Source organism: Microbacterium sp. NPDC056057, assembly GCF_042266945.1.
In the GTDB taxonomy this organism is placed as follows: Bacteria; Actinomycetota; Actinomycetes; order Actinomycetales; family Microbacteriaceae; genus Microbacterium; species Microbacterium trichothecenolyticum_C.
The window spans coordinates 446591-459377 of record NZ_JBHJWS010000002.1; the positions used below are offsets into that span (position 1 = coordinate 446591).

Genomic DNA, 12787 nt, shown 5'->3' on the forward strand with positions numbered 1-12787 from the left:
GGTTCGACCCAGCTTCCCCAGCGGTCGCGTCAGCCCGCGCCTGCCAGATCGCTCGTGCAGGATGTCAAACCGACCGCGGCGCGGAAGCTCTGCCCGAATCGCCCTCGAACGCCGCGGATTTCCGAGGTTGTCTTGTGTGCCCACCCCCGAGCCCGGTAATCTGCCCGACACATCGTGCGTGCATCATAGACACATTGCTGTGATGATGTGGCACAACTGCCAACACCTGATCTCTCAACTCGAATGCGAGACCTCATGAGCCCGCTGCCCCAGGAGAGTGCGCTTCCGAACGCCCTCCCCCACACCACCGCGACCCAGGTTCCGCTGCGACGACTGCAGCGCTCCATGGACGCACGCCACCTGATCATGATCGCCCTGGGCGGTGTGATCGGGTCCGGGCTCTTCCTGAGCTCCGGCTACACCATCAGCCAGGCGGGCCCGCTGGGCGCGATCATCGCGTACCTCATCGGCGCTTTCGTGGTCTGGCTGGTGATGGCCTGCCTCGGCGAACTGGCGCTGGCCTATCCCGTCTCGGGCGCGTTCCACATCTACGCGGCACGCTCCATCGGTCCAGCTACGGGCTTCACCACCGCGTGGCTCTACTGGCTGTGCTGGGTCGTCGCGCTCGGCTCGGAGTTCACGGCGTCCGGCATCCTGATGCAGCGCTGGTTCCCCGGCGTCGACGTGTGGGTGTGGTGCCTGATCTTCGCCCTGGGGCTCTTCACGATCAACGCCATCTCGGCGAGGGTCTTCGGTGAGACGGAGTTCTGGTTCTCGCTGATCAAGGTGGTCGCCATCGTCGGGCTCATCGTGTTCGGCGGCATGGCGATCTTCGGCTTCACCCCGCTGTCGACCGAGCACCCCGCTGCCCCACTGTTCAGCAACTTCGTCACTCCGGAAGGTCTGTTCCCGAACGGCGTCGCCGGCGTCGTCGTCACGGCCCTCGCCGTCTTCTACGCGTTCAGCGGCTCGGAGCTGATCGGCGTCGCCGCCGGAGAGACCAAGGACCCCGGCAAGAACATCCCCAAGGCGATCCGCTCGACGGTCTTCCGGCTGCTGATCCTCTTCGTCGGATCGATCACCGTGATCGCCGCGCTCCTCCCGTACGAGGACGCTGGCCTCACCAGCAGCCCGTTCGTGGACGTCTTCGAGTACGTGGGCATCCCGTACGCCGCCGACATCATGAACTTCGTCATCATCACCGCGCTGCTCTCGGCCGGCAACAGCGGCCTGTTCTCCTGCGCCCGCATGCTCTTCTCGCTCGCCGAGGAAGGCCACGCACCGCGAGTCCTGCAGCGCCTGACCCGCCGCGGCATCCCGCTCGTCGCCCTCACCGTCAGCCTGGCGCTGGGCCTCGTCTCGCTGATCTCGAGCGTGATCGCGCCGCAGACCGTCTACCTCGTGCTGGTGTCGATCGCGGGATTCGCCGTGGTGGCCGTGTGGATGTCGATCGTGGCGTCGCAGTTCTTCCACCGCCGCCGGTTCGTGCGCGAAGGCGGCGACGTGAAGAAGCTGCCGTACCGCACACCGCTGTACCCGGCGCTTCCCATCCTCGCCTTCGTGCTGCTGGCGATCTCGCTGGTGGCCATCGCATTCGACCCGAACCAGGTGGCGGCGCTGTACTTCGGGGTTCCTTTCGTCGGCCTCTGCTACCTGTACTTCTGGTGGCGCTATGGGCGCCGCGGTGCGCGCCGGGTCGTCGCCGTGTCGGAGGAAGCCCCCGTCGACGAGGCGGACGACCCCGTCGCCGAGGAGCCGGTCCGCCAGCCCCGCGCCTGACACGGATAGCGGATGCTGCGCCCATGAGCACCACGCCCGCCTGGGTCGAGATCGACGCCGGTGCCATCGCCCACAATCTCGACCTCGTACGTCGCGAGTCCGGAACCACGACGAGGCTGTGCGGGGTGGTGAAAGCCGATGCCTATGGACACGGCATCACGGCGGTGCTCCCGATCCTGATGGCGGCGGGCGTCGACGTCATCGGGATCACCTCCAACACGGAAGCGGCGGAGGCACGCCGACTGGGCTTCTCAGGACGCATCATCCGGCTCCGCGCGGCGCTGCGCGAAGAGGTCCAGGAGGGTGGTCGGTTCGACATCGAAGAGTGGGTGGGCGGCGGCGATCACGCACGTGTCGTGACCGCCGCCGCCCGCTCGCTCGGGCGCCCCATCAGGGTCCACCTCTCCCTCAATTCCACAGGACTCAGTCGAGACGGAATGGACTGGGACGATCCGCAGTCGCAGCTTCACCTTCGACGCATTGCGGCCAGTCCAGAGCTCACCGTCGTCGGAATCTGCTCGCACTTTCCGTGCGAGGACGCTGACGATGTGCGCACCGGCGCCCTCACATTCCGAAACCAGGCGGGTGCGGCAGAGCGCCTCTTGGGGGCTCCCCGCGGCTTGCTCGAGAAGCATTGCGCCACTTCGTACGCGGCGCTGACGGTCCCCGGCTCACGCATGGACATGGTCCGGATCGGAGCCGCGCTCTACGGCGACACCTCAGCGGCAGCGCCCGGTCTGCGTCCCGCCATGCGCCTCGTCTCTCGTATCGCGGCGATCAACCGGTACCCCGCCGGCAGCACCATCGGGTATGACCGCGTCGGACGGCTGGACCGCGCCGGCCGACTGGCCGTCGTGCCCCTCGGGTATGCAGACGGCTATCCGCGGGTGCTCGGCGGCCGCGCGAGCGTGCTCGTCCGCGGCACCTTCGCGCCGGTGGTCGACCGGCTCGCGATGAACAGTCTGATCGTCGACGTCACCCACGTGCCCTCGGCCGACGCCGGAGACGAAGTGGTACTTTACGGACGGCAGGGATCGGCACGGATCCACGCGGCCGACATCGAGCAGGCAAGCGGCACCATCGCCGCCGCGGCGTATACCGCGTGGGGTCGGCTGAACGCGCGGGTCGTCGTCAACGTGCCGGTGTACGAGCCGACCCCCACTCCGTGACGCCACCGCGACACCCGCCCAGAGAGCACCGCACCATGAGCGCCCCCTCCTCGCTGCTGCAGGGCATCGCACTGCTCGACGCGGCCATCGCGCAGGAGCGATCCGGACGCCACGGCCACAATGCGTCCCGCCTTGCGGAGGCGACGGGGATCGAACGCAGCCGCGTGTCGCGTCTGACCCGGGAGTTGCGCGACCTGGGCTACCTCGACCGCGACGACACGGCGGTCTTCAGTGCCGGCGACGAGTACTTCCGCGCCGCCGGCGCGTTGAACCGCCCCTGGCTGCGCGCGGCCCGCGAGGACCTGCGCGTCCTCGCCTCTCGGCTGGGCGTCTCGGCCCAGCTGATGGCGGCCGAGGGGCCGGGCGCGATCCTGCTGCGCTCCGAGAAGGGTCCCGGAGTGTCGGCGGACTATCTTCGCCCTGGCATGGTGACGCCGATCTGGTGCACCGGTCCGGGCAGGGCGCTCCTGTGGGACCACACCCATGAGGAGCTCCAGACACTGCTCGACAGCGTCCAGTTCGTCGGCGTCGGTGGCCCCGGTGCAGCGCGGTCGGTCGACGAGCTCCACCAGCTCCTCGAGCGGGACCGGGATCTGGGGATGGTGGACGCGCGCGAGGAGTACGTCGAGGGCGTGCAGGAGTACGCCCTGCCGATCCGCGACAGCCAGGGCATCGTGGCATCCATCGGCATCAGCGGTGGGGCCCTGTCGGCGCGTCGCGTGCGGGAAGCGCACGAAGCACTCCACGACGCTCACACGCATCTGACCCGACTCGTCCGGGAGCCGTGACGCGCGGAACGGACTCAGCTGACCCGCGCAGCAGCGGCGCCCAGCGCCACTGAGAGCCGGTGCGCCGCGTCGGCGCACGCCGCACCCAGAGCCGCCGATCTCGGCTCCAGCCGGTGGCGTTCTCCCACGATCTGCAGTCCCGCGATGACCTCGCCCCGGAAATCCCAGACGGGCGCCGACACCGAGTACAGTCCTGGCTCGGCCTCCTCCGCCACGATCGCATAGCCCCTGGTCCGCGCCTCGGTCAGTCTCGACAGGAACTCGTCGACGGACGCGGCCGCGTTCGGGCCGGAGCTTCGGAACTCGGTGCGGCTGAAGACTCCGCGGATCTCGTCGTCCGAGGCATCCCACAGCACCGCTTGGCCCGCGTCGCTGCAGAACGCCGGGTACCCGCGGCCGATCCAGGAACCGATCATGCGCGCGGCGGCCGGCACGCTCTCGACAAGCGTGACCGTCGCGTCACCCTCGAGAACGCCGAGGAAGCAGGCCTCTCCGACCTCCGCGGAGAGCTCGTCGAGGATCGTCAGGCCTTCGCTGCGCAGACGTCTGTCGACCAGCCGCTCCGCGGTCGCATACCAGCCCCACGCCAGGCGGTAGCGCCCGTCCGGGCCCCGCGTCACGAGCCTCTCGGCTGCCAGCGCGGCGAGTGTGCGCGAGATCTGCGAGCGGTCGCGCTGCAGCTCGCGCGCGATGTCCTGGACGGACGCCCCGTGCGCACTCGACGCCGACAGCTGCGCGACGCAGGAGAGCACGTCGATCCCTCGGCCCATGCTCGTCCGCTCGGGAACGGAATCCTCACGAAGCGACACATGGAGAGGATATCCGGGGAGCTCCGGTCGGTGCCGACCCCGCTCCGTGGTCGTTGAGCGAGCGATAAGGAGCAGACGGATGCCTCGAACCGGCGGGGAATGCCGATCCGAGGCATCCGTCTCGCTCGTCCTTCCGCGGTAGTCGGACGCGCCCGCTTCGAGTTCGGGCCTCGTGCCGGCGCTCAGAATCCCTGCGAGCTCGTCCCGCCACGGTGGATCCCGACGCACGACGGAGGCCCACTGCGGTCGGCCCGTTGCTACGACGCGGGAACCAGCACGCGGTCGATCGTGTGGATCACGCCGTTCGTCGCCTGGATGTTGACCGCCCAGGGAACGAGCTTGGGGTCGCGGAGCGCGGGCGTCTCGTCGCGGAGCTTGACGCCGCGCGGCTCGACGACCCCTCCGTTGGCCATCGTGAGCGAGCCGGCCGTGATGACCTTCACGAACCCGAGCTTCTGGCCTGCGACCACGTGGTAGAGCAGGATGTTCGAGATCTGCTGGGCGGTGAACGTCGAGGTGATGGCCGCCAGCGCGTCGGCCTCGCTCGCCGGCGCGGTGCCGGTGAGGTCGGTCACGAGCCGCAGGAACGCGCGGTCGTTCGGCGCGAACACCGTGTAGGTCTGGCTCGTGTCGGCGAGCGCCCCGGTCAGCCCGGTGGCCACGACCGCCTGAACGAGGATGTCGTAGTCCCACGGGTTGTCGTCGGGAGTGCCGCCGCCGGATGCGGCGACCGCGACGTCGACGATCGTGCCGGAGGGTGCTCCGCCACCCCATCCGTGGGCTTGCGCGGGCGAGGCCGTGAGGACGAGCGCCAGTGCGGCGACCGCCGCGACGGCCAGGCGAGACTTCTTCATGGTTCCGATCTCCTTCGATGCGATGCCCGGCACGGTCCGAACAGAGGGTGCCGTAGAGGTATTCGCCAGAAGCGACGGGGACGGATGCAGCGGCCAAGACTTCGTTCGCGACTCGCCCCTGGTGGGCCGAGGGCGGACCAGGCCGCCGCGCGGCGTCAGCTGAACTCGAGCTGCCCGCGCACGATCGAATCGCCGGAGTGGGCGGGGTTGCCGTCGCGCGGCTCCTGCGAGACGTCGACGAGCACGAAGTCGCGCAGGTCGACGTCGGCCGGTACGACGAACGTCCCCTTCTTCCCGTCCAGCTCGCCGAGGCTCACGAGGTCGGACGCATCTGCGGTGATCAGCCAGACCTCGCGGAACCCGTCGCTCTCGTCGAAATCGTCGATGCTCACCGTGAGGGTGCGCTCCCCGTCCGACAGCTCGGTCACCTCGGCCGTCCCGACAGCGTCGGGGTGATCCGGGAAGGCGTCGAGGGTCGCCGACGCGATCTCCACCGGCTGCTGTGTGCGGACGAAGGTCCACACGCCGGCGATCGCCAGCACCGCGGCGATGCTCGCGGCCAGGGCGAACAGCATCCGTCCCCGCCGACGCGTACGGCGCTGATCCGGCTGGTTCTCCGCGACGGCCGGTGGAGAGACGACGGGGACGCCGACGGGAATCCCGGATGCTGCGAGCTCCGGCTCTGACCGGACCTCGTCGAGGATGCGGTCCCAGACCCGCTCCGGCGGCGTCTCGAGGTCGCCGAGGGTGACGGTGGACCGGCCGACCGCGACCGTGTGCTCGAGCTCTGCCAGCTCGAGCGAGCAGGCGTCGCACGTCGCGAGGTGCTGCTGCTCAGCATCCGTCAGCGCTTCTCCGACCGCGACCAGCGCGAGGCGCTCGGGATCAAGATGCGACATGAGGCACCTCCAATCGGTCGCGCAGGCGGGTGAGACTTCGGCGGATGTGGCTCTTCACGGTACCCAGCGGCATGTCGAGGCGCGTGGCGATCTGCTGGTGGGTCAGGTCGTCGTAGAACGCCAGCCGCACCACGCGCTGCGCGTCGGGCTCGAGCCGGTCGATCTCGTCGGCGAGCAGCAGCCGGTCGCCGAGGTCGATCTCTGACGACATCGGCTCGTCGCTCACTGCGAACCGCTGCAGCTTCTCGTGGAGCTCGCGCACGCGCCGGCGCGCGTCGAGGGTGTCGGCGATGCGGCGGCGCGTGATCGTGACGAGCCACGTCGACAGCCGCCCCTTGGCCGGGTCGTACGACGCGCGTGAGGTCCAGGCCGAGACGAAGGTCTTCTGCGTCACGTCTTCGGCGTCGCCCCTGTCGCCGAGGACCCGCAGCGCGAGAGTGAAAACGATCGGCGACCAGCGCCGGTAGATCTGCTCGAGGGCGCGCTCGTCACCGGCGGCGAAACGGCCGCACAGCTCGCGCTCTTCCTCGTCGTCCACGTGTTCCCTCTGCCGTTCCGGCTCCATCGCCTGCGCACACGACACGGGTCGCGACCACGCTATCCGTGTGGTGGCGCGTACGGCAGGGTGCCTCTCAAGAGTGATTCCTGTCGAACGGCGAGTTCGGATGCACCCCTCCGGCCGTTGAGCGAGCGAGGAACGAGCGAGACGACACGCCCCGAACCTCCGAGCAGCCCCGTGTCAGAGCACGAACTCCGCCATCCACCCGCACCGCGGCTCCGCCACCATCGCCGCCGAAGCCACAGGCACCGCCACCGTCTCGATCTGCCGCGGGAGCACCGCCGGAATCAGCGGCTCCATCCGCCCCGGCTGCGCATGCAGCGGGCCGGCGAGCGCCCACCGCTCCCCCACCCGCACCACAGCGAGCGGATGCCCGTCCGCCGTCGCGACGCCCACCTCCAGCAGGAGCGAAGCGAGCAGCGCGGCGAGGGTCACCTGCACCTCGGCCTCCGACGCCTCGCGCGAGCGCAGCACCGCGTGCGGCGACCGGAGGTCGGTGCGGTCCGACCGCCGCAGCAGCGCCCGCAAGTTGGTCCGCAGCGCGACCACCGCGGCGTCGGGCTCGCTGTGCTGCTCCGACAACGCGACCGAGATCGGCCAGAGTCGAGGGTCAGCGGCGATGAGCGGACGGATGCTGCCGAGCAGCCGTTTCCGCTCGCCCTGAAACAGGCGCCGCACCCCGCGGGCGTGGCTCAGCACCGAATGCACCTCAGGCAAGTCGCTCAGCAGCCGCGCGGCCTCCTCGACCGGCGTGCCCGACCCGACTCCTTCGGGAACGTCCCCCACGAGATTCGCGTACCCGAAGTCCCCGTCGCGCGTGTAGAGGAACACGTCCGCCGCGACTTTGCCCGCCGATCGCGCCGGCAGCACCAGGTCGATCAGCCCCGCCGCCGGTCGCGAAGTCGCAACCGCGCGAGCTGCCCCGGTGGTGCTCAACGCCGTGACCCGCGCCTGCGTGTTCGGCGTGCGATACGTCAGCTCAAGATCCACCAGCGGTGCGAGCGAGAAGTCCGCTCGAGAACCCACGATCTCCGCGAACCCCTCGGCCGACACGTCCACCCCGCGCGGCCGCGCATTGATCCCGTCGGGCGAAGCGAACCCCGCCGCACGTGCTCGACGCCAGAGGGGAGGCAGCTGCTCGCGGTGGTGTTGGGGGTGCAGCATCCGTTCCAGCATCCACAGCAAGCGACCCGAACCGCGTTCCGGGTGCGGCGAGAGGTGCCACCACGTCAGCCGGCGGGCGAGGTCGCCGGCGACGGCGGGTGCCCAGGTGGAGGCGTCCGCGTATCCGAGCGCGGCCACCCACGCGAGGTAGCGGGGCAGGTCTTCGGCCGCACGGCGGAGCTCGGCAATCGACACGCCCACCGGCGGGTTCTCGCGGGCGCGGGCGGGGGCGCGCAGCACGAGCTGGGCGGCCGCCATGCAGACGCGCGCGCCGAACCACTCGCCGGCGCGCGCGACGACCCGCGGCGACCAGCCCCGCAGCAGCTCGTCGACATAGTCGGTGTACGTGCGCTCGTTGACGGGTCGCTCGCGCAGCGACGCGACGGCGGTCGCGACCGTCTGCAGCACCAGCTCCTCAGCTTCGTCGGCGGTCGCCGGAACCGGCAGCGATTTCAGCGCAACCAACAGGCGAGCGGCCGACTGGACGTCGATCATGAGGCGCGAAGTCAGCACGCCGATCTCCGTCGGAGCAAGCCGGTCGTCGACCTCGGTCGCGAACCCGCGCTGCAGCAGCTCGTCGACCACCGCGTCGAGGTCGACCGCCGACCGGTTCTGCGCGAACGCGAGGGTCTGCGCGAACCACGACCGCGCGGTCTCGCGATCGACCACCGACCCGAGCAGCAGCTCCGCGAGAACCGCGTCACCCAGCGCCGCAGTGAGGCGGCTGTTCGCCGCGTATCCGTCGCTGAGCTTCAGCTTCCACGCGCCCTCTTCGGCGCGTGGCACCAGCATGAATCCGAAGCCCTCGGGCTCCTGCCCCGCGCGCCCGGCCCGCCCGAACATCTGCTGGGCCTGACTCACCTCGAGCGGCGTCATCCCGAGTTCGAGGTCCCGGATGATCACGAACTTCGCGGGCGTGTTCACCCCGGTCGACAGCCCCGACGTGGCGACGAGCACGCGCAGCTGCCGTGATCGGAACGCGTCCAGCGCCCGATTCGCGCGCGGTGCATCACGGAAATGGATGCCGACGCCCCGGCGAAAGCACGCCTCCACGAGCGCGTCGAGCTCGACGCCGAAGTGCGGCACCCCGGCCGCACGGGCTGCGGTGCGGAGAACGGCGGCCTTGCTGCCGCAGAACACGACCGCGCTGGATCCCGGTGAGTTCTCTCCGGCAGTGCCGAGGTCGTCGCCGACCAGGCTCCGCAGGAGCGGCACGACGATCTCGTCCTTCGCCGACTCGTACTGCTCGCGCTTGCCCTGGGTCGGCACGTCGTACGGCACCAGCTGCGTCGTCAGCACCGTCGGGCGCCAGGCCGAGCGCACGAGGTCGGCGTTGAACCACGCCGCCAGCTCGTCGGCGTTCGACACGGTCGCTGACAGCGCGACGATCCGGGTGCGCCCTTCGGCGACCCGCAGACGTGCGATGAGCGACTCGAGCGTGGCACCTCGCGTTGGATCACCGACGAGGTGGACTTCGTCGATGATGAGGCATCCGATCCGTCCGATGACGTCCTTGAGCGACGCCCGCCGGTACAGCGCCTCGAACTTCTCGGTGGTCGCCACCCACAGCTGCGCCTGCCGCACCGCGTCGCTCGACATGTTCGTCTCGCCGGTCAGCTCGATGGTGCGGATGCCGTGCGCGTTCCACCGCCGCGCGATCTCGGCGACCTCCGCGGCGAGCGCCCGGGCGGGCAGCAGCCACACCGCGGGCTTGCCGTCCGACACGATGGACCGCAGCGCCGCGACCTCGCCGATCAGCGTCTTGCCCGAGCTCGTCGGCGCGACGACCATCACGTGCCCGCTCGTCGACAGCACCGCCGGCACCGCCTTCGACTGCAGCGGGTTCAGCCGATCAAACTTGTCGAGGTACTTCTGCAGAGCGGGTGGGATGAGAGTTGATGCCGCAGTCCACGCCTCGTCGCCGTGCGCGACCGCGTTCGCATTGTCGATGAGCGAGGTGAACCCGAGCTCGACGGCGTCGACCATCGCGGGGTCGGTGTGCAGGAACCCGGAGTTCTGGTTGCGACCGATCTCGGGGGCCGTGAAGTTCATCGAGTGCGTGATCGCGACGTCGTCGGCGAGGAGTTCCTTCTCGTGGATGTACCGCACCGGGATGAGGGCTACCTCGGCGCTGCGGAGTTCGCGGACGACCGCGTCGTTCGACGCCTCGGGTCGCAGGAGCACCTTGACGTCGACGCCCCTTCGGTGGGCGGCGAGAATCGCGTCGAGCAGGCGGCGCGCGACGGGCGAGGCGTCCCACCATGGCACCTTGACCCACACGCGAGTGCGGGCACCGGCGATGGCCTCGGTGAGCGCCACGAGCAGGTCGGTGCCCTCGCCGTAATTCGACAGCCGTCGAGGCTCCCCCGCCAGACTCACGTGCTCCCCCATGTCCGGGCCAGCGTACCTGTGCGGGCGGACACCCCCCGTTCGTTGAGCGAGCGAAGAACGAGTGAGTCGAAACGCTCCGATCAACGAGGAACCCCGCGCCAGCTAACGTCGCCGGCCAAGCGAGCGGACTAGCTCAGTAAGGAAGGTAGATGCCCGCGCCCTTCATGGCGAGGCGCACGTTCCGATCTTCGACATAGACGGCAGCGGGTTCCACTTGGCTCAGTGCGACGTAAAGCTCTTCTTGGGACGCTCGGACCCGCTCTTCGCGGGGCTCGCGCGAGGGGGCGACCGCCAGGCGGCCAGCGAGGCTCGGATAGATGAGACTGACCAGCACCCTCGGTCGCAGATGGCGAGCCCGAAGCACAGATTTCACCTCTTCTACAAGTTCGGGCACGTCCGGTCGCTCCGCCTCGCCCGCTGACAGCACGATCGTCAACCGTTCCAGATCTGAATTGTGAGCCGCTAGGAGGTCGTCCAGCAAAGGCGGCATGTTCAGCACGCCGCCGGCCGGGACGATTAAGATCCCGGACGGACTACCGAACATCGCGTGCAGGGCCTGAAGTATTTGCGCATCGAATCGGCTTTCAACAAGGACAATGCGCCGCACGGCAGCGATCTGAGGCTTCGCCAAGGGAGCAAACGGAGTCCCGAAGTCGCCCGCAGCACGCAGTTTCTGCCGGATCGCTGCGCGCGGTGAGAAGGTCCCGGCAACTATCTCGCGCACGTCTTGCCCGTCCATAAGCACTACATTCAACTCCTTGCCCGCGACGAGCGCGTTCACCGCATCCGGGCTGAAACCTGCCATGCTCACAAAGAGACCGACCGTCCCCACGAGCTTTCCGTCTACCTTGCCTCGGAACTGATAGATGCTCGAGGCCGGGTGGGGGCCTTGGGTCCACTTTGCCTCGACCAGGAGCGTTCGACCGTCAAGCCATATGGATCCGTCTATTTCTTCTCCCTTTGGCCGAAAGCTGAGCCGCGGATGCAGTTCCGCTTCCCAGAACATGCTGTGCAGAATTCGCTCGAAGGCCTTGCCTCGAGCTATTCGATCCTTGGGCGTAGCACCAGCAGGAAGCGAATCGACAATTTCGAACTCGTCGCGCCAGTTCAGCTTGTGCGATGGAACCGAACTCATCCATCACTTCTAGCGCAAGGAAACGAGCGGGTACCAGATCCTGTTGACCGCCGCGGGCATTCAGCGCCTGAAGCAGGTGTTGGCTGACATGGCTCCGAAGCTTCGATCACGGCATCCCATCCGTTTCTCCGCCCGCCCCGAACAACCCTCACAGCACGGCAGATCGCCGCTGGGAAAGAGAGGTCTCTCATGGGCTCGTCACCGAATCGCATCGTCGCCACGGTCTTCGGCGCCGTCTACCTCCTCGTCGGCCTTCTCGGGTTCTTCGTCACCGGTCCCATCAGCTTCATCGCGACCGAGGGCGGGCTGCTCCTGGGCATCTTCGAGGTCAACCCGCTGCACAACGTCGCGCACCTGCTCATCGGAGCCGCGCTGCTGATCTCCGGCATCGCCGGTGCGCGCCCCGCCAAGATCACGAACATCACGGTCGGCGCCGCGTACCTGCTGCTGGGTGTCATCGGATTCTTCCTTGTCGGCACGCCGGCGAACATCCTGGCGCTCAACGCGCCCGACCACTTCCTGCACCTCGCCAGCGCCATCGTGCTTCTCGGCGTAGGCCTGGCCGCCGAGCGCTCGCCGCAGGTCGCGACCGCGTGACCATGGTTCAGGGATCCACGACGGAGCGCGTCAGCTGCGCTCCGTCGTGGGTGTCCGTCACCGCGTGGGGCTTCGGGCTCGTCGCGGTCGGACTGGGCGCCGCGGCGATCGTCGCGGTACAGGCCGACACGCTCTCCCGGGTGCTCGGTGCACTGTCGGTTGCTGTGGGATTGGGCGCCCTGGCGTGGGGCGCGACGAGTCTGTACCTCAACCGGACGCCGACCCCGCGGGTCGCCGTTGCCGCTGTGTTCGTCGAAATGGGGGCCGCAGTAGCGCTGCTCGCGACCGCGCCGGGACGAGCGAGCATCCTCGCGGTGGCACTGCTGCTTGCGCTCGGAGTCGCCGTGGCCTGCGGGATCGTGCACGGCACACGGCATCCGTCCCCGCGGTCCGGCCTGTGGAGCCTGATCGGCGCGGCGGCGCTGGTCACACTCGTCGTCGTACCCGCGCTCGGCGTCTGCCAGGGCGCCGCGCTCCTCGACGCCGACGGCACGGTTCTCCCCGTCGTCACCCACGACGGACACTGACGGATGCCTCGGCCGCGAGTTGCCGAAGGGCTGGGGTCGCGTCATATCTCGTCATCACCCGACACGCTCCGACACTCGCAGGCGATGCGTGCAGGCGGCGTCTAGCGTGGGGTCAT

At 69.1% G+C, this 12787-nt stretch carries 11 protein-coding genes; 5 read left to right on the forward strand and 6 right to left on the reverse strand.

All coding sequences use genetic code 11. The annotated features are described in order from the left end of the window. Positions 1-255 precede the first annotated feature (255 nt). Genes ACFC1K_RS09870 through ACFC1K_RS09880 form a run of 3 tightly spaced genes read left to right on the forward strand, consistent with a single transcriptional unit; the run spans position 256 to position 3736 of the window. Positions 256-1779: an amino acid permease gene (locus ACFC1K_RS09870; RefSeq protein ID WP_375871468.1), complete on the forward strand. Its 1524-nt coding sequence runs from the start codon at positions 256-258 to the stop codon at positions 1777-1779. Between the two features lie 23 nt (positions 1780-1802). Next, positions 1803-2948, forward strand: coding sequence for an alanine racemase (gene alr, locus ACFC1K_RS09875; protein ID WP_375871469.1), 1146 nt, complete (start codon positions 1803-1805; stop codon positions 2946-2948). A gap of 35 nt (positions 2949-2983) precedes the next feature. Beyond that, positions 2984-3736: an IclR family transcriptional regulator gene (locus tag ACFC1K_RS09880; RefSeq protein WP_375871470.1), complete on the forward strand. Its 753-nt coding sequence runs from the start codon at positions 2984-2986 to the stop codon at positions 3734-3736. A 14-nt stretch (positions 3737-3750) separates the two neighbouring features. Here the strand turns inward: ACFC1K_RS09880 and ACFC1K_RS09885 are convergent, their stop codons facing one another. The 6 genes from ACFC1K_RS09885 to ACFC1K_RS09910 all read right to left on the reverse strand — a co-directional run bounded on the left by ACFC1K_RS09885 (position 3751) and on the right by ACFC1K_RS09910 (position 11547). Continuing rightward, on the reverse strand, positions 3751-4545 hold the full coding sequence (locus tag ACFC1K_RS09885; protein ID WP_375871471.1) for an IclR family transcriptional regulator: 795 nt from the start codon (positions 4543-4545) through the stop codon (positions 3751-3753). Between the two features lie 257 nt (positions 4546-4802). Next, the gene (locus ACFC1K_RS09890; RefSeq protein WP_375871472.1) at positions 4803-5399 is read right to left on the reverse strand and encodes a fasciclin domain-containing protein; all 597 of its coding nucleotides are present in this window, start codon (positions 5397-5399) and stop codon (positions 4803-4805) included. A 155-nt stretch (positions 5400-5554) separates the two neighbouring features. Next, positions 5555-6298: an anti-sigma factor gene (locus tag ACFC1K_RS09895; protein ID WP_375871473.1), complete on the reverse strand. Its 744-nt coding sequence runs from the start codon at positions 6296-6298 to the stop codon at positions 5555-5557. Further along, positions 6285-6836, reverse strand: coding sequence for an RNA polymerase sigma factor (locus ACFC1K_RS09900; protein WP_375871474.1), 552 nt, complete (start codon positions 6834-6836; stop codon positions 6285-6287). The genes ACFC1K_RS09895 and ACFC1K_RS09900 overlap by 14 nt, the downstream gene beginning before the upstream one ends. A 201-nt stretch (positions 6837-7037) precedes the next feature. After that, on the reverse strand, positions 7038-10412 hold the full coding sequence (locus ACFC1K_RS09905) for a DEAD/DEAH box helicase (protein ID WP_375871475.1): 3375 nt from the start codon (positions 10410-10412) through the stop codon (positions 7038-7040). A gap of 133 nt (positions 10413-10545) precedes the next feature. Continuing rightward, on the reverse strand, positions 10546-11547 hold the full coding sequence (locus tag ACFC1K_RS09910) for a restriction endonuclease (protein ID WP_375871476.1): 1002 nt from the start codon (positions 11545-11547) through the stop codon (positions 10546-10548). A gap of 189 nt (positions 11548-11736) precedes the next feature. Between ACFC1K_RS09910 and ACFC1K_RS09915 the strand changes: the two genes are divergently transcribed. Beyond that, positions 11737-12144, forward strand: a complete 408-nt coding sequence (locus ACFC1K_RS09915) for a DUF4383 domain-containing protein (RefSeq protein ID WP_375871477.1) — start codon at positions 11737-11739, stop codon at positions 12142-12144. Next, entirely contained in the window at positions 12141-12671 is a 531-nt protein-coding gene (locus ACFC1K_RS09920; protein ID WP_375871478.1) for a hypothetical protein, read from the forward strand. Before ACFC1K_RS09915 ends, ACFC1K_RS09920 begins: the two co-directional genes overlap by 4 nt. Positions 12672-12787: the final 116 nt, after the last annotated feature.

Coding starts and splice junctions, on each gene's coding strand:
- ACFC1K_RS09910 (WP_375871476.1), bottom strand. CDS start 11,547: ATGAGTTCGGTTCCATCGCACAAGCTGAACTGGCGCGACGAGTTCGAA.
- ACFC1K_RS09890 (WP_375871472.1), bottom strand. CDS start 5,399: ATGAAGAAGTCTCGCCTGGCCGTCGCGGCGGTCGCCGCACTGGCGCTC.
- ACFC1K_RS09870 (WP_375871468.1), top strand. CDS start 256: ATGAGCCCGCTGCCCCAGGAGAGTGCGCTTCCGAACGCCCTCCCCCAC.
- ACFC1K_RS09905 (WP_375871475.1), bottom strand. CDS start 10,412: ATGGGGGAGCACGTGAGTCTGGCGGGGGAGCCTCGACGGCTGTCGAAT.
- ACFC1K_RS09880 (WP_375871470.1), top strand. CDS start 2,984: ATGAGCGCCCCCTCCTCGCTGCTGCAGGGCATCGCACTGCTCGACGCG.
- alr (WP_375871469.1), top strand. CDS start 1,803: ATGAGCACCACGCCCGCCTGGGTCGAGATCGACGCCGGTGCCATCGCC.
- ACFC1K_RS09895 (WP_375871473.1), bottom strand. CDS start 6,298: ATGTCGCATCTTGATCCCGAGCGCCTCGCGCTGGTCGCGGTCGGAGAA.
- ACFC1K_RS09915 (WP_375871477.1), top strand. CDS start 11,737: ATGGGCTCGTCACCGAATCGCATCGTCGCCACGGTCTTCGGCGCCGTC.